This window comes from Paenibacillus provencensis (genome assembly GCF_042678545.1).
Classification (GTDB): Bacteria; Bacillota; Bacilli; order Paenibacillales; family Paenibacillaceae; genus Paenibacillus; species Paenibacillus provencensis.
The window spans coordinates 102,320-123,680 of sequence record NZ_JBHTKX010000006.1 but is presented as its reverse complement, the minus strand read 5'-3'; the positions used below and the strand labels follow the sequence as shown (position 1 = coordinate 123,680).

Here is a 21,361-nt window from a genome sequence, read left to right as displayed (position 1 = left end):
TCGATAATTGCCTCGTGTATATCTACCCTTTTCCCTTTATCCTCTTTCTTGTTTTCTAAAGTTTTGTTTTCATATTAAAGCGGGATAGGGAATTCAACCATTCACATGAATAGACTAGCCTTAAGTAAACAGGCTAGTCTATTCTTTGGGCTAATTATGTGTTGTTCTTTGAACTTTGAATCAGTCTGTCTATTAGATATCCAACACCAAACCAGAACAATAAAGCAGCAATATAAGCTAAGAATATTGGGATGTCAGCCCGGTACATACCCGGAACAAACTCTTTAATCCACGCTATAGGACTAACCCCCATAAGTAAGAGATTTAATTCATCTAACCCTAATATATTTACCATTACTGCTAAAAAGGCAATGATAGGTAACCATATACGAAACCTTTTCATTAACTTCACCTCCATTTCCAGCCATCAGCATATCACAAATCTAATAATTTACAATATTAGATCATATGATTTTATATTTACTTAATATTAATATTTTACTAGAGAATATTAGTATGGGATACGAGCAACCATGTAAAGGCAGAATAGAGAGACGGATTTTATTATAAATTCAGAAAGTTCAATGCAAATAGAACACGACTTTAATACAAGAGAACATTTATTGTCTGATGACATTAAAGTTAGGTCCTAGACATTATAGTTGGTGCCTTTACACTAAGGTTAGTATTTTTACAATAGAGTAGGTATCTTAGGCGTTTGCATCTTAGGATCCCGGCGGATATTTCGTATTAAAATTTGTGATATATTGTTAAAATATTTATTTCTTAAGTTTTGGGTAACAAGTATAATAATGAAATTGGCACAATTAAAGTCCTCACCCCGAATCGGCAAACTCTTGTCGTGACGGGGTTTTTCTTGATTTAAGGGGAAATGTCGCACATGATGAAATTTTATTTTAGTATCATTGATGATTATACTGCAGAAACGAGTTAAGCGAACTCGCCTCAAGAAGGATATTCTAGGGGGAACAATATTTCATTGGAACACCATACTCGACTCGTTGTTCGTGCGGGTGAACATGGTGTCGTATACTGTTGAATACGCTCAGTCTATCTTGTTTATAGTGCAGCAGAAGGTGTAGAAGTCAGGGGTTAGATTCCCTTAATTTAATACCCCACCATTAAGTATAATGGTGGGGTATTAAATTATTTTTAAGTTTATTTATTACGTAATAGTTCCATAAATTCAACCACTGTTTTCGCAAGTTGATTATCCTTAATTGCATCTTCTTGTTTAATAAAAAGTTCTTTTTCCTTGAGATAGACGAGACTATTTTCCTTCCTGTAAGCAATTACTCTATACTCAATAGACTCATCAGGAGAATAACCTAGTGATATTAAGCTCTTGTCTTTTGTAGCTGCTTTGTAGCTCCTTACTTTTAGATGTCTTTCAATCCCTAAACGTTTAGGGGGCTGACTGAGAATATACAAATTGGATTTCTCCAGATTTTCAAATATTGCCTTCTGTAACTCTTCAATAGTAATATTACGCTTTAATTCTAGAACTGATCCATCATCTAAAAAATTTAGAAACTCTCCGGCTTCATTAAGTACCGGCTGATGTGGGCATATAAACATATGCTCCTCATTAAAATAAATTATTACTTTCTTATAACAATCCTCTAACTTTAACATATAATCAATCCTTTTGGGTTTATTTTACAACATAAATTCTAATCCTTACGCCGTTTTTCTCAGCATACTTCTTGGCTTCATCCAACTGTTAGCTTGTGCAGCAGTCAGTCTAACTGGTGGAATAGCTAGTGCTAGTTCACGCAAGGTTGATGCTGTAGCACGAATTTCTTCTCCCTTATAAATTTGTCTGTCATAATTTTTATATATTTTGTTTGGTTTAGAATATGTGACAGTCGAGTATACGGAAATGGAAGCAACAAATCAGTTTTAGGAACTAACTTTAATGTAATTATAGGATACAAACTTTAATGTCATGGAGTATTATAAGGGTTTTTCTTAGGAACCAACTATAATGTAACTTATAAAATAAGCTCAAAGACCAAAAATCTTGATGTTACTGTATTTTTCAAGAACTAACTATAATGTCACTGAACATATTTGTTCAAAGAAAATAAGATACTCCCTACCGTAAGAGAGCTGGGGATTACCCATGTGGCCTACAGTCCACTGAGCAGGGGCTTTATCTCCGGCGAGCTTCGCACTTTCGAGGATCTGGCCGCCGACGATCTTCGCAGATGGATGCCGCGGTTCCAAGGAGACAACTTCCGGAAAAACATTGAGGTTGTCGACAAGATTAAGGAGATCGCGATGGAGAAGAACTGTACACCATCCCAATTGGCCATTGCCTGGACGATTGCCAACGGGGCGCTGCCTATCCCGGGTACGAAGCGTATCAAGTACCTGGAGGAAAATGCGGCCGCGGCTGATATCCTTCTCATGAAGGAGGACCTCGAACGAATCGATCAGGTCAGCCCCAAGAATGTCGTTCACGGCACGCGTTATATGAAAGAACAGATGACGCTGCTCGACGGCTAGACTATAATCAGAAGAAGCAATGGTCCACGGGCTCCGTGGACCATTTGCAATTGGATATTGTCTCAGGAGTTCGGCAGCCATGAACGCGCGTTTTACAGATCGAATCAAAATCGCTCCAGGCTTCTGGACGAGCCTGAGAGAAATCGGATAGAACCCATTGACGTTGCGCCAATTGAATCTTCCGATAACCATAATTAACGGACCGGTCGTACCGCCCGCTCAATATTATGCCATTTGGAAAGCTTATTACGAACAATCCGGAGACGTCGCTGCGGGAATCGTCAAGCTTGCGACAGTGTATGAGACGGTACAGTATCCGTCAGCCGTCATGGCGACGTGAACTGTATCACAAGTTGTGGTAAAGCAGAAAGTTGAGTTGAGAGTATAAGCAGCAATGTTAAAAATTGCATAATGTTGTTTAAGTTACGGGAGTCGACACACATTGAATGCTACATGAGGATTAAAAGGCTAAAAGATTGATGAATAAAGGGATGCAGGCGATTCGCAAAGCTAATAATTTAGTGCGATCCTAATAAAAGATGAGGTATATGTGATGCCAAAAAACGATAATATGCTGGCAATCCTATGGATGCTAAATTCGGGCGTTAAAATGACCGCAAAACAAATATCCGAAAAGTTAGAAATAAATATAAGGACAGTCTATCGGTATATTGATGCGCTAGGTGCCAGTGGAGTGCCTATAATATCCGACACTGGTCATAATGGCGGGTATAGCTTGCTGAATAATTTTATCAGAGCACCTCTGCTATTTGATATTGAAGAAAAAAAAGCACTTCTTCATGCTGCTGTTTTTGCAAAAGAAGCCGGATACCCTTTGAGTGAGGCATTAGGTAATGCGACATCCAAATTGAAAATGTATTCGAATCAGGAACAGGAAAGTGTTCTCAGCCGTCATTTAGCCGGATTTGAAGTTATAAACCGTATGGGAGACCCTTCTATTCAGCCAGTATTGGCGGAATTGGAGCAAGCTGTAGCAAACGAATTCTCTGTAGAAATTGATTATCGCACACGTCGTGATGATCAACCCAAGACTAGGGTGATAGATCCCTATGGAATGGTTTACTGGAACAATAAATGGTATATTGTTGCATTTTGCCACCTGAGAAATGAGATCCGCAGCTTTCGGGTAGGACGGATTTTACAAATCAAGCGTACTCAAAACATATTTAAGCGTTCCGAAGCTTTTTCGGCTCGGGAATTTTTTGTGCGAAATCTATTACCTGATTTAGTCGGCAAGGACGGGTTAATTACTTTAATTATCGAAGGTAGGTCAGAGGCGTTGGATGACTTATGCCTGCATTGGTTTTTGGGGCATCATCTGAAAGAGCGTACATCAAATCAAGCAATCTTTTTACTTGAGGAAAAATCAATGCATACCTATGTTCCTTATTTTCTCTTATCCTACGGGAAATCCATTCAAGTAATCGAACCACAGAGTTTGAAGGAAAAACTTGTTGGTGTTGTGTCGGAGTTAATGGAATATTATCAACTTTAATAGCTTCACTGACAGCGGATGTCAGTGAAGTCATTTTATAATGATGATAATCATTGATTACCGATGGATGGTTGGTATCACTTGATGAATTGTAAAATAAGGAGAACTTGCAAATGAATAATACGGTATATCTTTATGTGTTTGACACAATGGCAGACTGGGAAATAGGCTACTTAACTGCCGAACTGAACTCGGGAAGATATTATAAAAAGGGGCTGGCCCCATCAAAAATAGTTACCGTGGGAATTGATAAGACTCCAGTAACTACAATGGGCGGATTGAAAATACTGCCTGACATCAAATTGGATGAGTGCAGCATTGAAAGATCAGATCTATTGATTTTACCCGGTGGAGATACATGGACAGAAACCACCATTCACCACCCCCTCTTAAAAATCGCTGAGAGGTGTTTAAGGGAAGGTATATGGGTTGCAGCGATTTGTGGTGCTACAATGGGACTTGCCCAGACAGGATTGCTGAATTCACGTGGGCATACAAGCAATGATCTGGAATATCTTAAAATGATCTGTCCCACTTATACAGGAGAAAAGTATTACAAAATGGAGTCTGCTGTAACTGATGGAAAACTGATCACAGCATCTGGAATAGCTCCGTTGGAATTTTCTGCACACATCTTGAAAGCTTTGGATGTGTTTTCTCCAAAAACATTAGACGCCTGGTATAGCCTTAATAAGACTAGTGATTCTAAATATTACTATGAGTTGATGAATTCAATACAATGAAGGTATCAGCATTTAAGGAGGAGCAAAAATGACTGAAAGCATAATAGATATGGGAGTGAGGTGTTGTTTTCCATTGATGCGGCAAGCCCGGAAGAAGTAGATGAAATGGTACGCAAGGCTGTTAACGCGGGTGGTACTGTATATGGAGAGCCCGGATACAAGGACGGGTGGATGTACGGTGCCGGATTCGCCGATTTGGACGGCCATCGATGGAATGTGTTATATATGGAAATGGACAAGATGCGATATGATTAACAATGTGACTTAAAATATTCGTTCCACAGGAATTCTAAAGGAGTACGCTAGTTAAGCATAAAGGGTTCCACATATTAGTCATGTATAATATGTGGAACCCTTTATTATATCTGACTTTCCTAAATCTAGGTCTTGATAAACCGGGAAAATAAAGTTGTAGACTGAGAAAATGCTACTAGGTGCTCTTCTATAGTCTACAGAATTGACATCCAGATTAAACAACATGACTCCAGTGCGGGGCTGCCTTCGGGTGGCCCCGTTTTTATTTGCTTCTGGGGGTGGGACGAACGTAAATCAGGATAGGACATCGTTCGACGTGAACGGATCGTCCCTTCTGTCATTCCTTGATTTTGTAGAATCGTGTCATCATTCCCTCGAAGTGTTACTGAACCACTTTATATTAAACGGCTTGCTCTACAGCATCGCGTTTTTCCTTTCTTGTCATCGAGTAGAGGGCGGAGAGGATAGATAAGAGTATAATCAACCCGCCTGCTACAGGATTGATGGAAATGCTGTATTGGCTCACTACGAAGCCACCTATCATGGAGCCGAGCGCGACTCCAATGTGAAGCGACGAAGTATTGAAGCCGAGCTGAATATCCGCTGATTCGGGAGCTGTCTCGATAAGATAGCTCTGAATGGCCGGGCTGGGCGCCATATTGAAGGTACACCAGACGGCGACCACCAGTAATAAGCTGAACATGTTGGATACGGCGTAAGGCAGGAGGAGAATCGCTGCGGCATGCAGCACAAGCGTGAGGATGATCGTCTTCCGCGGCCCCAGCTTGTCGGAGGACCAGCCGCCGATCCAGCCTCCGGCAATTCCGGCGAGGCCGTAAACCAGGAGCACCAGACTGATTATAGGTGCGGATAAGCCCATTGTTGTTTGCAGATAAGGCGTAATATATGCATAGATCGTAAATTGACCTGTCATCTGCAGTATGGAAACCAAATGGGCCGAGAGAATCTTGGAGCTCTTCAACGTGCCAAGCTGTGTCCGGAGAGAAACTGACGGTTGCGGCGGTGTTTTAGGCAGTAAGCGCTGAACGCATAAAGCCACAATCAATGTAAGTACGGCGATTAAGACAAACGTCATTCTCCAGCCACAGCGATCGCCAATCCATGTGCCGAGCGGCACGCCAAGCATCAGGGCAGCGCTCAAACCCATGAATATAATGCCTATTGCGCGGCCTTTTAATGCCGGAGGCACGATGCTGGCCGCTAATGTAATGGACAAAATGATGATGACAGAGCAGCTTGCGGCAAGCACTACTCTGGAAATCAGGAGCAGGGTAAAATTTGGACTAATAATGGACAGGATATTCCCCGCAAAAAACACCCACATCGCGATAATGAGCAGCCTGCGCCGCTCCATATTGGCCGTCAAGGCAATAATTACCGGTGATCCGAAGGCGAACACAAGAGAATATACGGTAACGAGCTGTCCCGCGGCCGCAACGGAAACCTGCAGGTCCCGGGCAATCATTTCGATAATGCCTGCAATGACCAGCTCGACCGTACCGACGACAAAGGCGGCAATCGTTAAAATCCAGACTCTTCTATCCATATGTCCTCAATCCTCCTTGCTTTCCCGATACAGAATCATACCGGCATGATAGAGAATTCCGTCCCGGAATTCCCCGTCAGCGGTAAAGCCTGTATCATCGACATAATCGATATGGTTGCCCGTGATTGTGTAACTGCCTGTGTAGGCGCTTTTTCGGTTGCCGCGCGCCTCGTCATACCGGCCGTTCGGCAATAGTTCATGACGAATATATCCGTCCGCCGTAACCCACATCCCTACATACGGGTTGTTGTTCCCGGAGACTATTGTTAAATCAGTGTTTATCTTCATAAGCAATCTTCTCCTTTAATCATTTAGAGCCGCTATGGATATTATGAGGCACTTGAAAAATGGACAGATAGAAGATTCATCGCAAAAGATTGCTCATTCCTTTCAAGCAACTAATCGATACAGAAGGAAAAGGCTATAATAACTATAGTAAGTGTTCTGAGATGGAAGGTGGGGAAAACGTGCCGAAAACAACAAACCTTATACAAAAACAGAAAGAACTCGCGAAGCTTATTGACCGGTTCTCGCCCGGGGAAGGGGCTCACGCGACGGACATACCATCCTTATACTGTATTCGAAGCTCGAAGATCACCGAGCCAATCTATAGAGTTCATGAACCTGCTTTATGCATCGTTTCTCAGGGTAAAAAAGAAGTGATGCTGACAGAGGAGAGATATCAATACGGACCTTCGGATTATCTTGTGGTTTCGGTTGATTTGCCGGTATCGGGTCAGATTATTGAAGCTTCATCCGATGTGCCGTACTTGTGCTTCAGGCTTGATTTTAAGCCTGCTCAAATTGTAGAGATTCTGGAGGAGTCCGAGCTTCGCGCGGTTCAACCAGGGGATTCCAGGCGCGGGCTGTTTATCAGCCAAACAAGCACTTCCCTTCTTGATGCTGCTATAAGGCTTGTAAGGTTATTGGAGACACCTGAGGACATTAAAGCTTTGGCGCCGATGTACATTCGTGAAATCTTGTACAGGATTTTGCAAGGGCAGCAGGGGGATGTGTTGAAGCAGATTGCTGTGGAGGGAAGCAGCGCTTACCGGATCAAGGAGGTCATCGAGCAAATCAAGGAGAATTATGCCCAGCCACTGCGAATCGAGGAGCTGGCCGAGCTGGCTAATATGAGCCCTTCATCGTTGCATAGACATTTTAAAGAAGTCACAGCGATGAGCCCTTTGCAGTATCAAAAAAGAATCAGATTGCAGGAAGCGCGGCGCCTGCTGTTATCCGAAACTGCTGATGCGGCGGAAGCCGCTTTTCAGGTAGGCTATGATAGTCCCTCCCATTTCAGCCGTGAGTATGCAAGGTTGTTCGGCCTGCCGCCGATCGCCGATATGAAACGACTGCGCGCGATGGTGTAGCAGGCTATTCTGACAGGGGGACGTTGGAATCCGCAAACTTAATGCTCTGATCGCGGATTTGAAACAGAAGGAAGCAGCTGGTCAGCCGGCTGCTTCTTGATTTTATTGCCACTGCTCATGCAAGTGCCACCCGTTTCTACAACTCATCCCGTTCCATTGAGCAAAAATTCACCAGTTTCTCATGGAATACATCTCTCCCAATACCTCAAGCCTTTATCAAATCAGTCGAAGAAACGATCTGAAGCTTGTGTGGATACCCTCACAATAATTTGCTCAAAAATGCAACCAGAGACCGAAAACCAGAAATGGCGATGGAGGGAACCTTATATGGCAAGATTAAGATTACTAAAGATAATAGTCTAATTTTGAAGTGTTCTAAAAATCTAGAACACAACTGTAATGCAAAACGACAGCCGAGCGAATTTCAGGTATCCACTCCTGATTTCGCTCGGCTTTTTTCTTAGGCAGCCTTTGTTTGAAAGTTGTAGTTGTTACTTTCACAGAGTGTCCAACAGGTTTTGAAGCGTGGCAATACCTCGAACCTGCTCAACAAGTGCATTATCAATATATTGGAGAGATTGGAGGATCATCTCCTTAGCCTGAAGCACGTTACTATTATCAATATCCGCTAATACCTCACGAACAATATCCAAGGAGTAAACGACGCGCTGAATGGTTCGAATGATATGTACTCTTCTAATATCAGCTGTGGAATATATACGAAATCCGCTATCTTTGTCCCGTTCAGGATTTATTAAACCTTCCTTTTCCCAATGACGAATGGATGAAGCAGATACGTTTGCTTCTTTAGCTACCTCTCCAATGGTGAAATTACTTTTATGATTGTATTTATGAATATTGGTTAATTCCGTTAATTCCGTTGAATCAAGTATTTTAGCTGTTCTTTGCACTGTTTCCTTTTCAGCATGGAGGTCAACCTGCGCTTTGTTAATTAGCCATAAGGCATCATGTATTTTGCTATTTATGATCAGAGGCATCACCTTTTTAACCAAGTCCATTCCGAATCCAGCATTCAAGGCACGTATGCATTGAAAATATGCCTCATGCGTACTTGTATAGATCCGATATCCATTTTCTGCTCTCTCTACTTCTGGAATAAGTCCCCATGATTCATAATGTCTTAATGCACTTGTGCTTATATTTAATTTCTTAGCGATTTCAATGCCTTTCATCACATTTCTCCTTATACCCACCCTACAATTTATAGTTAAAGCAGATGACGGGTTTCTTTATTATAATTCAATAATGACAGTATATGTATTTATTAAACCTTAGCATTTGCATGCATGTTGTACGATTAAAATGTTAGGTGGGTTTTAGTTGACCTACCTTACTAGTTTTTAAAACAAAGGAGAAGAATCAGATGACTAATCTAAAAGTAGAGCAAACCATTATACCGTATTTCATGGTACTAAATGCATCCAAGTTCATTCATTTTACTCAAAATGTATTCAATGCCGAAGTAGGAACTATTGTAAGACTGGGAGACACGGAGGGTGTAATTCATGCAGAAATGAGAATAGGAAACAGCACCATCTACTTTGCTGATACATCTGCTGACGGAAGCTGCGGACCAGGAGTGTGTGGGGAGTTAAATACAGAAGGACTTGTACCGATCCAGATGTATATATTTGTTGAAAATGTTGCTGATACTTATAAAAAGGCAATTGCAGAAGGAGCAACACCTCTAATGGAACCTTCAGAAGAAACAGGGAATATGGGTGGTTTTGTTGATCCGTTCGGGAATCTATGGTGGGTTAAGTGAAAAAAGTAGAATTAAACCGCAATAGAATCATTCCGATTTTTGACTGTGACTATGATTTATTTGATAACCATTTAGAATTTTATACAGCTCTAGGATTCAATATTGTGTATTATCAGAAGGCTCCTTACCGTTTTGCTTCTGTAAGAAAGGAAGGTATTGGAGAATTCAGCTTTTATGGTGTGAAAAATTTTAAAGTAGAGGGGAATACCGGAGGATGTTATGTCGTTGTACCAAACATTCGAGAAGTGTATGAACAATTCAAGGTAAAGCTAAAAGACTATTACGGAAAAATTCCATCAAAAGGTATGCCTAGAGTCTCAAGGCTAAATAAAACAGCGGAAGACTGGAGAGTAAATATTACGGATGCTAGTGGGAATTACATCATAATTGGAGAGAGCATTGGGGATTCCATTCCGTTAAAGGAAGGAGAAGGCGAAAGAGACAAGACCCTTAAATCGAAGTTTGAACGGGCATATGAGCAGGCTTACCGTTTTGCTTATTCAAAAGAAGATTTTTTGGCAGCAAGAAATACGTTGGAAGTCGCATTCCATAAGCTCGAAGGAGAGATATCAAATGAGGTTTTATTCAAAGCATATAGTGCTGCAGGCAGAGATTTTTAATTCATTGGGTCAATTCAAGAAATCTAAAGATACAATACAAGAAGCAGACAACATTGAGCTGACTATAAGTGAAAAAGAAAAATTTAAGGACTTTGTTGATCGTCTCAGTGAACTCCAATTGGAAACGAACCAGTGAATATCATGGGTTCAGGGGACATAAATGATTGAGTATGTGCACACTAGTATATATTGCAGTGGCAAGTTTAATGCACTTGTAGTAGCTCATGCATAAATTATTGGGGGAAGGAAGAGGGGGGTTAGGTTGCCGCCTCTTCCTTTCTTTTATCATAAGTAATCTTTGCTACGGCATCGTGTAAATGAATGGATTCCTCGTTCCGACACTCTACTGTAAAAGCCCATACAGCGTTCATTTCATATAAATCAGCAGCTACAAGGCGTACCATATCCTCTACAAAGCGAGGGTTCTCATAAGCGTTCTCGGTCACGGCTTTCTCGTCTGGACGTTTTAGAATCGGATGTAGTGCACAGCTTGCATTGGATTCTGCTGCTTCCAGAAACGCAGTTTTCCAATCCTGTACAAAGTATGCATCCGGATCCGGATTAACCTCGGCTGTTATTGAGATGGTGCCGCGCTGGTTATGAGCACTGTACTCGCTGATTTCTTTGGAACATGGACATAAAGTGGTTACTGCCACACGCAAGCCCAGCGTGATGGTTGGCTGCTTTTCTTTTTCATAGCTTATCTGAATGGAAGCCTCTGCATGACTTAGTCCTGTTCTTCCCGTAACCGGGGCGGAGCGCTCGTAGAACCAAGGGAAGGTCATCGTTAGTTCGGATCGGTCTTGACCCATATCATTGGCAAGCTCTTGGGCAAATTCAATCAATTCGGGTAATTCAGCCGACCAGCTCTTCTGACGATATCGCTCCAATTGCTCAGTGAGCCGGCTCATATTGATACCCTTCGATTCTCGGTGCAGGCTGGTTGCAAGCGAGATCGTAACAATACTGGTTTGGAGCCGGGTCTCTAGATCAGAATGAACCTGTATGGGGTGCTTGACCGCAGAGATCCCGACATGATCTATGGGGAACAAGTAGTTTTCTCGACTATTTTGAAGATCAGCCATTTGTTCTTTTGTTGTTGGTTTGTTTCCTGGAATAGGATCCGTGGAGCCGAAGCGCCGATGTCGTTCCGGCTTCGCAGGGAGAATGGGTCTATTGTTAGATGGTTTCATTAATTACTCCTCATCTTGTAACGGTTGAGCGTTTATGATCGTAAACATGATGAGTACACACGAATGGTGCTGGACCTTAAGAAGACTTCATCGTAACATTCATGGATTCACAAAAAGCGGTCCATTCCGCAAGCATTTGATTCTTGTCCAATTGCATGCCTATTACAACTAAATAGGGGGTACCTGGATATACGGAAGTTGTCCAATTCATCCTGCCCCCTGCAAATTGAAACAATTCGACTTTTTCATCAATACGAATATAGCCCTTCATTCGAACCAATTGTGGACACCAATGACGAAGGAATTGTTCCAATTCAGGTTTATTGAAGGATATGGATTCAGGAATAGGAAGAGTAATCGTTTTAATGTGAGAATAAGAGGGTTCAGGGATAGGTGTATTAGTGAATTCCTCCGCAGGATTCGTAAGATTTTTATGAGGTGTGATCCCTTCGAGCAGTGAAGCGACATTGATTTCACTATGCACAGTATAAAGAATTTCCGCATGTTCATTTTGCTTACGAACGACTTTTTCAATCTTGGCTAATGCTTGTGAAGAAGCCAAGTCCTTCTTGTTCACAAGGATAAGGTCGGCTACTTCAATTTGTCGGCGAAGTGTTCGAACAAGCTGGCGGTCAGCAGCAAAAATGCTATTATAGTCGAGCGTATGCTCGGCATCCAATACGGTGATAATTCGTTTGTTTTCAACTTCGTTGCGAAACGACTCTGCCAGTATATCAGCAATTTCTTCAGGGTTCGCAACACCCGTAAGTTCAATAAAAATGAAATCAGGCTGTCTTTGCAGCAGCAGGCGCAAGGCCCCGTCCAATTCCGCCTTTTTGTCACAGCAGACACATCCATCTAACAGTCTTTCAATTTGCACCTCGCTTTGCTCGCTGATCAGTTGACCATCTACATCTTGCCGACCCAGTTCGTTCATTATTACGCCAGGTTGTAACCCCCGTTTTTTTGTTTCCTCTAACATTTGTAGAAGCAGTGTTGTTTTGCCACTGCCCAGAAAGCCACTTAAGATGAAGGTCGGAATTCGCACAAGAATCATCCTCTCTAATTTATGGATTACATACTTTTAAGCGTTGATAGAAATCTATTAGTAGATATATGCTTCTTTAAATCGTAATTATTACAATTAATGCAAATGAAGATGAATATAATTTCCTACCCATTGCCATTTAGTATTTGACATATTAAATAAAAGGAATTATATTATCGAATATAAATCGTAATTCTTACGAATAATTTCGTGAGCTCATATATATTTAAAGGAAAAAGCTGAAAGACTCAAAGGCGAGTACCCGTGACCTAGCGGATATCTGGGGTTCAGGTTATTCGACGGTATTAAATTACTTCTCGAAGTCAGTCCAATATGGCATTTTATGTGCTCAAGTTGTGTGACATCTATTCATTTTATGTATGTAAATAGCAGGCAGGTGATTAGGTTGGAACCAAGCACGAAGCTCGATAATTTGATTGCCTTCCTGGCTGAGAACAGCGTCCGAATTACGGCCAAACGGACATTTTTACTTGATTTAATCGTAAGGTTAGATCGTCCGTTCTCAGCCATAGAGGTATATCAAATGATGGAAAAAAACTTTCCTGGATTGAGTTATGGGACGGTTTATCGGAATCTTGAGCTTTATAAAAAATATCGGATCATTGAGGTTTTCGCACTGGGCAATGAACTGCGTTATCGTGTCATCGATCATATCAGGCCACAGCTGCATTTTATTTGTATGGACTGTAAGCACACCATCCCGTTAACTTTTGATCCGGAACAGATGAAGTTGCCGAAGCCTGAACAGTTTAGATCGATGAATTACAAGATTGATGTGTTCGGATACTGTATGGATTGCGAAGACGAAGAGAACCCTTAAAAGCGATGAGCAGGATTAAGATTTAAGAAGATAGCCGCTTGAGAGGAGGGCAGATATATGGCTGAACATGCGAGAAGTGCCAACCAAGAGATAGAACAAGTGATAAGTACGCACAGTAGAGAACAGTGGCACCGGGAGAGAGGTAGAATTAAGGGAATGGGTGGCGATGACTAAGCACAGAAAACGAGATAAGCAGACGGTTTGGCTAGGTGATGCTGAATTTGACGCAGAACTACTTCCTGCATTAACGTATTTCGAACGTGCGGGAATACAGACAGAGTTCTCTTGTGCTGGCGTAAGTCTGTTGGATGAGCCGGAGAACCATTCCCTCTATGCTTACATCACATTCATCACCTCTAAGAAAACAGAGTCGTTTATTGAGTATTCCATGGAGCGTATGAGACACCGTTTGCTTGTTACATACGAGCCCTCGAGGAAACGATATGATCTGTCTTCCTTTTTTATTGGGCATAATCGCCGATTCTGCACGTTAATGAATCAGTACGCTCAAGGATTTTACCTAAGCCAGTGTTAAAATAAACGATACACAGCATTTATCCTCAAATCGAGAGCAGACTGATATTTAACTTATATCGGGCTGTTTTTGTTTGTCTTGATTCTTTCGATGTATAACATGAAATGAATTTAGGACTCAAATGAATGAGGTTGAAAGGTCGGTTTATATATCCCTATCCCTATTACCTTTACAGTCACAGTAGTATAAACTATCATGAAATAGTGGGGGTGTTGAGATGAGTAAAAATAAAATAACATCCGACCTGCTGCGCGGACATACCGATACGATGATATTACGCTTACTATCCGAGGCGGATCGTTACGGTTACGAGATCGTGAAGTTGATTGCAGAACGTTCAGGCGGAGAATATGAACTAAAGGAAGCAACGATGTACTCCAGTGTTAGGCGGCTTGAGGTTGAGGGTGATATTGAGTGGTACTGGGGCGATGAATCGCAGGGCGGAAGACGGAAATATTTTAGGATCACAGAGAAGGGCAGAGAAACTTATCATCGTAATATAGAAAACTGGGAATATGCGAAGCGAGTTCTTAAGGACTTATTATGAGGAGCTGATCGATCCTATGGATGAGAAGTTGGTCAATTATTTAAACGCAGTGTTCGCACCGTATGATGGAGTCAAGAGCGTTGAGGAACTGAAGAGTGATCTGCTCCATGATCTGAATGACCGGTATCGGGAACTCCAGGAGCAGGGCAAGGATGAGGAAACGGCCTTCAAGATGACCATCGATAGTATCGGTGACATCGAACAAACGGTACAGGAGGTTGCAAGCCTGTCACGCACGCTGGAGAGGCAGGTGCTCACGAACTTTAGTGCGAGTAATTTACCGAAGAGCGACTTTGCTGATGTAACGGTACATAAAGGGAAATTTGCGTCGAGTGCATTACAGGGCTCTGACTTCTCCAATGCAGATTTGACGGGAAGTACGTTCTCAAGCAGCGATGTACGGGATGCAAATTTTGATGGAGCGAACCTGACGGACTGCAACTTCTCATCACTGGATCTTTCGAATGCGAGCTTTAATACATCGGTGTTGGTACGAACGAATTTCAACGTTTCCAGCTTGAACGGTGTGAGGTTTGTTGGGGCGAGATTGACAGACGTCAAGATTAGCACGACCGATCTTAGGAAGACGACGTTTGAGAACTGTATCTTCGTTGGAGTAGATTTCAAAAATTCTGACCTTACCGGTCTTTGCCTTGACGGACAGAGCTTTAAGGTGTCAGATTCGAGAAGTGTGCTTTAACTGGTGCTTCCTTTAAAGGTGCGTGCTTGCGAGATGTTTCCTTCCAGCCAGGATTTACGTTGACTAAGAAATATTACCGTATGATGAAGACGATTTGTTTTGACAATGCGGTGATGGACAAATTGACTTATGCCGCACTCAAAGGAATGGAAGCAGATCTATCTAAAGTCATCGTCAAATAAGCAGAGCTCGTGAAAAATGAAGCTGGGGAACTGCCGCATTGAGCCATTGTTCGTCAGCTGTATAGGATAAATCAAAGGCCGTCCTACATGATCGTAGGACGGCCTATTTTATCTCCACAGAGCGGACCCTGATAAGATATGATCCTCATTATGGCTACTTACATCGTGCTCGTATCAATAACGAATCTGTACTTCACATCCGAAACGAGGACCCGCTTGTAGGCTTCATCAATCTCATCAGCGGATATAACCTCAATCTTCGGAGCGATATTATGTTCTGCGCAGAAATCCAGCATTTCCTGGGTTTCACGAATACCTCCAATCATGGAGCCTGCGAATGAACGGCGATGTCCTATGAGAGACATGACATGAAGTGACAGCGGCTCTCCAGGCGCACCGACGTTCACCAATGTTCCGTCCAGTGTGAGTAGTGAGAAATAAGCATCCATATTCAAGCTGGCGCTTACCGTGTTAATAATTAAATCAAAGGATCCCGCTAGTTTCTCGAAGGTTTCCGGATCACTTGTAGCATAGTAGCTGTCTGCGCCAAGCTGCAAGCCATCGTCCTTCTTCTTCAGAGATTGGGACAGAACGGTTACCTCGGCACCCATGGCATGTGCAATCTGAACCGCCATATGACCAAGGCCACCCATGCCGACCACAGCGACTTTCTTGCCTGGAGCAGCTCCCCAGCGGCGAAGCGGTGAATAAGTCGTAATCCCTGCACAGAGTAGTGGGGCTGCTGCGTCAAGTTCAATGTTATCTGGAATTCGGACGACAAAGTCTTCAGTTACGACAATATGGGAAGAATATCCCCCTTGTGTCGGTTCGCCATACTTGTCTACACCCGCGTAAGTAGGAATGTTCCCTTTGAGACAGTATTGCTCTTCTCCTTTACGACAGTTCACACAATCCCCGCAGGAGTCCACCATACAGCCAACGCCTACCCGGTCGCCTACTTTATATTTGGTTACTTCGGAGCCCACATCGGTTACGATTCCTGCAATTTCATGTCCAGGTACGAGAGGGTAGTTCACTTCTCCCCATTCGCCGTGAGCGGTGTGGATGTCAGAATGGCATATCCCCGCGTATTTAATTTCAATCAGGACATCCTGTGTATCGAGATCCCGTCGTACGATTTCAGCTGTTCGAAATGATTGATCTGGACCATCTACAGCTCGTGCTTTAGCTGTTATCATAAATGTAACCTCCTAGAGTTAAAGTTTTATTGTTCATGAGAAAGGCAGTATTCCAGTGAGAAAGGAAATCATGCTTGATCGATTTAAAATATCCTCAATCCATTCCCTACCCTAGAAACTTCTCTTGCAAATTCATGTTAAATGTTACAGTTAACTCTAAGTCAAGCCACATCGATAGATTTTTACTAAAATCGTACCTAAGTCGCATGAAATGGTCTTGCTTTGACATCATTAATAGTCCTTGATAGAATACCTAGAGTTAACTCGAAGTGTATGTTTAAGAGGATAGGAGAGTAGAAGATCGCATGAAGACATATACCATTAGTGAAGTAGCCAAAGAGTTGAACCTTACACCCTATACGTTGCGTTATTACGATAAGGAGGGTCTGCTGCCATTTGTAGAACGGACAGCGGGTGGAAGAAGATTGTTTAAGGAGTCCGACATGGACGCCTTAAAAGTAATTGAATGTCTGAAGCTGACCGGAATGCCGATCAAAGAAATTAAAGACTTTATTGACTGGTGCTCTGATGGAGATGCGACATTACAGCAGAGACATGATATGTTCATCGAACGAAGAGCCACGGTAGAAGCACAGATGGAAGAACTGAAGAAGACGATGGAAGTTATTGAACATAAATGCTTGTATTACAAGACCGCACTCGATGCCGGAACAGAAGACATTCATAAGAAGAGAAGGATAGAGAGCCCTCATTAAGCAAAGAACCAGCTGAGATGAATTGGACCTCTAGTTAGATTGTCTAACTTAGGGGTCATTTCAAGCGAATGGATGTGTTCGAATGCAGAAACGAATCCTGCTGGTAGCCATATTTCTTATGCAATTTCAAAATTTTGGATTTCTACTGGATATGGATCTGCATACGAATCTAGTAAACGCCGTACTGTGTCTGCTCGGATTGGGGAGTGTATACCTGGCGATTGCGACCGTAGATACCGGTATAGGGGAGATATAACGGGCGCATATAAATCAACAGCGATCATCTTCTAAGTTGAAGACGGTCGCTATTTTGCATTACAGATAGCATACTGCGGCAGGATATGCTCTTTTAACAGTCTAATGACATGCTCATTTGCTTCGACGACGGTGACGCTCTTCACATTATCTTTCTCGGAAACCATATAGGCATAATAGCCAAGGCCAAGACCGAAGGTAAGCGCATTGCCAAAGGCCGCTTCAACAGGCTCCTTCATCGTTTCGATCTTCGGAAACACCGTAGGCCGTAATCTCCTGAATCCCCTCTGTGGTGATAAGGTCAGGCGCTTGGTTCAGGTAATGGCTCAGCAATGCAAATACGGTCCGGTTATCTTCTTCAATTCGAGCCATTGTTTCTTTGTCTAGTTTCATATGTGCTCCTCTCAAAAAAAAAACGGGATTCAATATCGCGGATAAGTCATTCATCTTAAAAATATTTAAATGTGTGAGTTAACAATTCGGGAACGGTATTCAATCGGAGAAATGCCGAAATGCGTGCGGAATACCCGGTGAAAATAAGAATAGCTGGCAAAGCCGCAAATCTCGGCAATATGCTCAAGTGTCATTTCGTTACTATACTTCATTTGCTCCACGGCAGCTTTAAGCCGGATTTCAATGGCATATTGGACCATTGTTTTTCCATAATGCTCTTTGAATAAACGAACTGCACTGGATAAGCTGAGACCCGCATAGCTCGCTGCTTCTTCCAGCTTGAAGGTGGTTGTCGCATGCTCCTCGATGAATCGCTTTAGCTTCAGGGTTGAGGTTCCTTTGAGCCCTGTCTGGACATGTTCAGAGATCGCTCTGTCAATATATAAGCATAGTCCGCGAAGCAGCACATCCTCCAGCTCCGTGTTTTCCTCTAATGAACCCCGTCGTCTTACTAACAGCAGATTGCGCCATAGTCCGATGAGCTTCTCATCCAGCCCAACCCGGCTGACCGCAGGCCTCGATCTTCTTCTGTTCCACCAGTCATCAATCCAGGGTCCTTGGCAGAACAGATAATAGTCCCCACTGGACAATCGACCCTCGTTCGCAGGCTCTTCTACGACAAGATGATAGTCATCACCTGGCTTCAGAAGCAGAAGATCTCCGGTTGTGAGCGTGTGCTCTTGACCCAGCGAATAAACTTTGCAGCTTCCCTCCGTTTGCAGCCGAAAAAGATAGTGGGGTAATCCGCTTTTTGTATTTTGAATGAACGGCTTGTAATGATAGGAATAATCACATAGGAGAAGGGTTGTATCCACTGGAATTCTAGGCCTCCTGTCAAAATAATGAGCAAATAGTTCATGTTATGATCATATTGGATATGTTCATTTTAGCCCAATTCGACTTACAATGTAACTAGTTCGATTCAAACGGAAGCTGGCGACCCGGATTCACGAAAGGGTTTTAGTAAATACCGCAGGTTTGATACGAACCTTTGTGAAAATTAGCGATTTAGTGCATATGCAGATGTTTAAAGTTCGTAATCCTACTACAGAAAGAGGTAATAGATGATGAGAAAGATCAATATCGGGCTACAGTTGTACACACTTCGTGAAGAGACCGCAGCGGATTTCAGAGGAACACTCAAGAAAGTGGCTGACCTTGGATATGAAGGTGTTGAATTTGCCGGCTATGGTGACATTCCTGCTGAAGAAATGAAAGCGCTTTTGGACGATCTGGGTCTTAAGGGCTTCAGCAGTCACGTTTCCCTTCATGCGATGCGTGCTGACCTGCAGAAGGAAATTGATTATCTCAAAACGATCGGTGCTGAGTATATGATTTGTCCATTCCTAATGCCGGAGGATCGCCCGGAAACGGCAGAAGGCTGGACGGCATTATTCACTGAGCTTGAGCAGATTGGTAATGAGGTCCGCAAGCAAGGCCTGATCTTTGGCTACCATAATCATGACTTCGAATTCCATGGCACGGTTGGAGACAGCAATGCTTTTGACGCGATGTTCGCTGAGACTTCCCCTGCAGCGGTTCAAGTTGAGATGGACGTATGCTGGGTACAATTCGCAGGTCAAGATCCAATCGAGTATATCGGTAAGTATACAGACCGCCTGCCACTGCTCCATCTGAAGGATTTCAGCAAAGATGGGCAGGGTCAAATGAAAACACTTGAGCTGGGTCAAGGCTCTGTGAATCTGCCAGCTGTTATTGACGCTGCGGATCAAGCAGGAGTACAGTGGCTGATTGTTGAACAGGATGTCTGTCAGAATCCACCGCTTCAAAGCATTGAGAACAGCTACAAGTGGGTAAAAGAGAATTATCTTAGTAAATTGGGCTAATCGTTCATTTTCGTCTATTCAAACTAATAAACTAACTAAATTCACTAAAGGAGATTCGACATGACAAAGATTAAAGTTGCCGTATTCGGCTGTGGTGCGATTGCTGAGCGTAGACATATTCCGGAATACGCGGCAAATGAACAAGTAGAGCTCGTTGCATTTGCAGATCCGATTATTGAGCGTGCCGAGAAAATGGCTGAAACCTACGGTGGTAAAGGCTATGCGAGCTATGAAGAGCTGCTTGCCAATGAGGAAGTAGATGCGGTCAGCGTGTGTACACCGAACTATTTGCATGCTTCCATGGCGATTGCAGCAGCAAATGCAGGCAAGCATGTGCTTGTGGAGAAGCCGATGGCATGTACAGCTGAAGAAGGCGAGCAAATGATTGAAGCAGCGAAGAAAAATGGGGTGTTCCTCATGGTAGGACACAACCAGCGTCTCATGCCGCCTCACGTGAAGGCCAAGGAATTGCTTGAGTCAGGCAAACTGGGCAAAGTACTAACTTTCCGTACTTCTTTTGGACATCCGGGTCCGGAAGCATGGAGCGTGGACGGTGCTGGCAGCTGGTTCTTCCGCAAAGAAGAAGCAATTATGGGCGCAATGGGCGACCTTGGCGTTCACAAATCTGACTTTATTCGTTACCTGCTGAACGATGAAGTGTCCGAAGTTGCCGGCTTTATCAGCACATTGCATAAGGAAGGCACAGAAGTGGACGACAATGCAACCTGCATCCTGCGTATGAAGAGCGGAGCGGTTGGCACATTGGTAGCCAGCTGGACCCAGTACAAAGGCGGAGACAACAGTACCGTATTGTGGTGCGAGAACGGCGTGATGAAGATCGGTACAGTTGAAGGTGATGAGGTCATTGTTGAGCTGACGAATGGTACGGTTGAGACGTACAAAGTCGGCGCAATGGCAACGAATGAAAAACAAGTACCAAGTGGTGTGATCGACGCTTTTGTTGAATCCATCGTGACAAATACGCCGCCATCTATCTCTGGAGAAGAAGGACTGAAATCACTGAATGTCATTCTTGCTGCATTCGAATCACAGAAGACAGGTCAGATCATCAAACTGTAAATTCAATAGTAGTATGCGAAGGGACCCTTTGAGTATAGCTCAAAGGGTTTTTTTGTGATTCTAAACCTTCGTGGTTAGCTATAAATCGAGGCGGAGTTTGGCGTGACATACGAACTAACGTACAAGAATGACTATCCGCTGCTTTATAATGCACCTGAATTAACACAGCAGGTTGCTGATTATCTCAAAAATTGCTGTAAAAGCAGTGGGACACGTGGTTTGCGGTTATTACGGGTTATAAAACGAATCTGCAGAAGATAACGGTTGAAGACGGCGGCGAGAACTCCCGCCGCCGTTAATTGTTTGTGCAGATGTAATAGAAATTATAAAAAAAGACATCGAGTTTCGCATGGTAAATGCCAATTCAATCGAT

At 43.0% G+C, this 21,361-nt stretch carries 25 protein-coding genes and 2 pseudogenes; 16 read left to right on the top strand and 11 right to left on the bottom strand.

Annotation, left to right across the window (positions count from 1 at the left end):
* Nucleotides 1-154: 154 nt before the first annotated feature.
* A complete protein-coding gene (locus tag ACFQ3J_RS23540) occupies nucleotides 155-403 on the bottom strand; it encodes a hypothetical protein (RefSeq protein ID WP_251584615.1) in 249 nt (82 codons plus the stop codon).
* 776 nt (nucleotides 404-1,179) lie between these two features.
* Entirely contained in the window at nucleotides 1,180-1,656 is a 477-nt protein-coding gene (locus ACFQ3J_RS23535) for a hypothetical protein (RefSeq protein ID WP_251584613.1), read from the bottom strand.
* A 438-nt stretch (nucleotides 1,657-2,094) separates the two neighbouring features.
* Here ACFQ3J_RS23535 and ACFQ3J_RS23530 point away from each other — a divergent pair, with 438 nt between their 5' ends.
* The 5 genes and pseudogenes from ACFQ3J_RS23530 to ACFQ3J_RS23510 all read left to right on the top strand — a co-directional run.
* Nucleotides 2,095-2,532 carry an aldo/keto reductase gene (locus ACFQ3J_RS23530; protein ID WP_379294135.1) on the top strand — a complete coding sequence of 146 codons (438 nt, stop codon included), beginning with the start codon at nucleotides 2,095-2,097 and terminating at the stop codon, nucleotides 2,530-2,532.
* Between the two features lie 157 nt (nucleotides 2,533-2,689).
* A complete protein-coding gene (locus tag ACFQ3J_RS23525; RefSeq protein ID WP_251584611.1) occupies nucleotides 2,690-2,872 on the top strand; it encodes a hypothetical protein in 183 nt (60 codons plus the stop codon).
* A 213-nt stretch (nucleotides 2,873-3,085) separates the two neighbouring features.
* Nucleotides 3,086-4,048, top strand: coding sequence for a helix-turn-helix transcriptional regulator (locus tag ACFQ3J_RS23520; RefSeq protein ID WP_251584609.1), 963 nt, complete (start codon nucleotides 3,086-3,088; stop codon nucleotides 4,046-4,048).
* 113 nt (nucleotides 4,049-4,161) lie between these two features.
* Nucleotides 4,162-4,791: a type 1 glutamine amidotransferase family protein gene (locus ACFQ3J_RS23515; protein WP_251584607.1), complete on the top strand. Its 630-nt coding sequence runs from the start codon at nucleotides 4,162-4,164 to the stop codon at nucleotides 4,789-4,791.
* A 51-nt stretch (nucleotides 4,792-4,842) separates the two neighbouring features.
* Nucleotides 4,843-5,046 (top strand): annotated as a pseudogene (locus ACFQ3J_RS23510) (VOC family protein); the annotation flags it as partial.
* 400 nt (nucleotides 5,047-5,446) lie between these two features.
* Here the strand turns inward: ACFQ3J_RS23510 and ACFQ3J_RS23505 are convergent.
* Both ACFQ3J_RS23505 and ACFQ3J_RS23500 read right to left on the bottom strand, forming a co-directional pair.
* A complete protein-coding gene (locus tag ACFQ3J_RS23505) occupies nucleotides 5,447-6,613 on the bottom strand; it encodes an MFS transporter (protein WP_251584605.1) in 1,167 nt (388 codons plus the stop codon).
* Between the two features lie 6 nt (nucleotides 6,614-6,619).
* Nucleotides 6,620-6,901: an Atu4866 domain-containing protein gene (locus tag ACFQ3J_RS23500; protein ID WP_251584603.1), complete on the bottom strand. Its 282-nt coding sequence runs from the start codon at nucleotides 6,899-6,901 to the stop codon at nucleotides 6,620-6,622.
* 161 nt (nucleotides 6,902-7,062) lie between these two features.
* Here ACFQ3J_RS23500 and ACFQ3J_RS23495 point away from each other — a divergent pair, with 161 nt between their 5' ends.
* Complete coding sequence (locus ACFQ3J_RS23495; RefSeq protein WP_251584601.1) at nucleotides 7,063-7,986, top strand: AraC family transcriptional regulator; 924 nt, start codon at nucleotides 7,063-7,065, stop codon at nucleotides 7,984-7,986.
* A 497-nt stretch (nucleotides 7,987-8,483) separates the two neighbouring features.
* Here ACFQ3J_RS23495 and ACFQ3J_RS23490 read toward each other — a convergent pair whose 3' ends face one another.
* Entirely contained in the window at nucleotides 8,484-9,179 is a 696-nt protein-coding gene (locus ACFQ3J_RS23490) for a MerR family DNA-binding transcriptional regulator (protein WP_251584599.1), read from the bottom strand.
* Between the two features lie 191 nt (nucleotides 9,180-9,370).
* Between ACFQ3J_RS23490 and ACFQ3J_RS23485 the strand changes: the two genes are divergently transcribed.
* Together ACFQ3J_RS23485 and ACFQ3J_RS23480 are read left to right on the top strand one after the other, a co-directional pair.
* The gene (locus ACFQ3J_RS23485; RefSeq protein ID WP_251584597.1) at nucleotides 9,371-9,772 is read left to right on the top strand and encodes a VOC family protein; all 402 of its coding nucleotides are present in this window, start codon (nucleotides 9,371-9,373) and stop codon (nucleotides 9,770-9,772) included.
* On the top strand, nucleotides 9,769-10,392 hold the full coding sequence (locus tag ACFQ3J_RS23480; RefSeq protein WP_251584595.1) for a hypothetical protein: 624 nt from the start codon (nucleotides 9,769-9,771) through the stop codon (nucleotides 10,390-10,392). Before ACFQ3J_RS23485 ends, ACFQ3J_RS23480 begins: the two co-directional genes overlap by 4 nt.
* 257 nt (nucleotides 10,393-10,649) lie before the next feature.
* Here ACFQ3J_RS23480 and folE2 read toward each other — a convergent pair whose 3' ends face one another.
* Both folE2 and ACFQ3J_RS23470 read right to left on the bottom strand, forming a co-directional pair.
* Entirely contained in the window at nucleotides 10,650-11,585 is a 936-nt protein-coding gene (gene folE2, locus ACFQ3J_RS23475; RefSeq protein WP_251584593.1) for a GTP cyclohydrolase FolE2, read from the bottom strand.
* A 76-nt stretch (nucleotides 11,586-11,661) separates the two neighbouring features.
* On the bottom strand, nucleotides 11,662-12,633 hold the full coding sequence (locus ACFQ3J_RS23470; protein ID WP_251584591.1) for a CobW family GTP-binding protein: 972 nt from the start codon (nucleotides 12,631-12,633) through the stop codon (nucleotides 11,662-11,664).
* A 406-nt stretch (nucleotides 12,634-13,039) separates the two neighbouring features.
* On the opposite strand from ACFQ3J_RS23470, the gene ACFQ3J_RS23465 reads away from it, so the two are divergent.
* The 4 genes and pseudogenes from ACFQ3J_RS23465 to ACFQ3J_RS23450 all read left to right on the top strand — a co-directional run bounded on the left by ACFQ3J_RS23465 (nucleotide 13,040) and on the right by ACFQ3J_RS23450 (nucleotide 15,438).
* Nucleotides 13,040-13,474 (top strand): Fur family transcriptional regulator, encoded by a 435-nt coding sequence (locus tag ACFQ3J_RS23465; RefSeq protein WP_251584589.1) that lies wholly within the window; start codon nucleotides 13,040-13,042, stop codon nucleotides 13,472-13,474.
* A 166-nt stretch (nucleotides 13,475-13,640) separates the two neighbouring features.
* Entirely contained in the window at nucleotides 13,641-14,009 is a 369-nt protein-coding gene (locus ACFQ3J_RS23460) for a hypothetical protein (RefSeq protein ID WP_251584587.1), read from the top strand.
* 217 nt (nucleotides 14,010-14,226) lie between these two features.
* Nucleotides 14,227-14,556, top strand: a complete 330-nt coding sequence (locus ACFQ3J_RS23455; RefSeq protein WP_091161405.1) for a PadR family transcriptional regulator — start codon at nucleotides 14,227-14,229, stop codon at nucleotides 14,554-14,556.
* Nucleotides 14,557-14,572: 16 nt separating this feature from the next.
* A pseudogene (locus tag ACFQ3J_RS23450) lies at nucleotides 14,573-15,438 on the top strand (pentapeptide repeat-containing protein).
* Nucleotides 15,439-15,596: 158 nt separating this feature from the next.
* Here the strand turns inward: ACFQ3J_RS23450 and ACFQ3J_RS23445 are convergent.
* Nucleotides 15,597-16,637: an NAD(P)-dependent alcohol dehydrogenase gene (locus tag ACFQ3J_RS23445; protein ID WP_251584585.1), complete on the bottom strand. Its 1,041-nt coding sequence runs from the start codon at nucleotides 16,635-16,637 to the stop codon at nucleotides 15,597-15,599.
* Nucleotides 16,638-16,942: 305 nt separating this feature from the next.
* Here ACFQ3J_RS23445 and ACFQ3J_RS23440 point away from each other — a divergent pair, with 305 nt between their 5' ends.
* Together ACFQ3J_RS23440 and ACFQ3J_RS23435 are read left to right on the top strand one after the other, a co-directional pair.
* On the top strand, nucleotides 16,943-17,353 hold the full coding sequence (locus ACFQ3J_RS23440; protein WP_091161400.1) for a MerR family transcriptional regulator: 411 nt from the start codon (nucleotides 16,943-16,945) through the stop codon (nucleotides 17,351-17,353).
* A gap of 82 nt (nucleotides 17,354-17,435) precedes the next feature.
* Nucleotides 17,436-17,609, top strand: a complete 174-nt coding sequence (locus ACFQ3J_RS23435; RefSeq protein WP_251584583.1) for a hypothetical protein — start codon at nucleotides 17,436-17,438, stop codon at nucleotides 17,607-17,609.
* Nucleotides 17,610-17,658: 49 nt separating this feature from the next.
* Here the strand turns inward: ACFQ3J_RS23435 and ACFQ3J_RS23430 are convergent, their stop codons facing one another.
* From ACFQ3J_RS23430 to ACFQ3J_RS23420, 3 genes are all read right to left on the bottom strand, one after another.
* A complete protein-coding gene (locus ACFQ3J_RS23430) occupies nucleotides 17,659-17,868 on the bottom strand; it encodes a hypothetical protein (RefSeq protein ID WP_251584581.1) in 210 nt (69 codons plus the stop codon).
* Nucleotides 17,831-18,001, bottom strand: a complete 171-nt coding sequence (locus tag ACFQ3J_RS23425) for a hypothetical protein (protein WP_251584579.1) — start codon at nucleotides 17,999-18,001, stop codon at nucleotides 17,831-17,833. Before ACFQ3J_RS23425 ends, ACFQ3J_RS23430 begins: the two co-directional genes overlap by 38 nt.
* Nucleotides 18,002-18,066: 65 nt before the next feature.
* A complete protein-coding gene (locus ACFQ3J_RS23420; protein ID WP_251584577.1) occupies nucleotides 18,067-18,876 on the bottom strand; it encodes a helix-turn-helix domain-containing protein in 810 nt (269 codons plus the stop codon).
* Nucleotides 18,877-19,128: 252 nt separating this feature from the next.
* Between ACFQ3J_RS23420 and ACFQ3J_RS23415 the strand changes: the two genes are divergently transcribed.
* Together ACFQ3J_RS23415 and ACFQ3J_RS23410 are read left to right on the top strand one after the other, a co-directional pair.
* On the top strand, nucleotides 19,129-19,908 hold the full coding sequence (locus tag ACFQ3J_RS23415) for a sugar phosphate isomerase/epimerase family protein (protein ID WP_251584623.1): 780 nt from the start codon (nucleotides 19,129-19,131) through the stop codon (nucleotides 19,906-19,908).
* A 60-nt stretch (nucleotides 19,909-19,968) separates the two neighbouring features.
* Nucleotides 19,969-20,988 carry a Gfo/Idh/MocA family protein gene (locus ACFQ3J_RS23410; protein WP_091161394.1) on the top strand — a complete coding sequence of 340 codons (1,020 nt, stop codon included), beginning with the start codon at nucleotides 19,969-19,971 and terminating at the stop codon, nucleotides 20,986-20,988.
* Nucleotides 20,989-21,361: the final 373 nt, after the last annotated feature.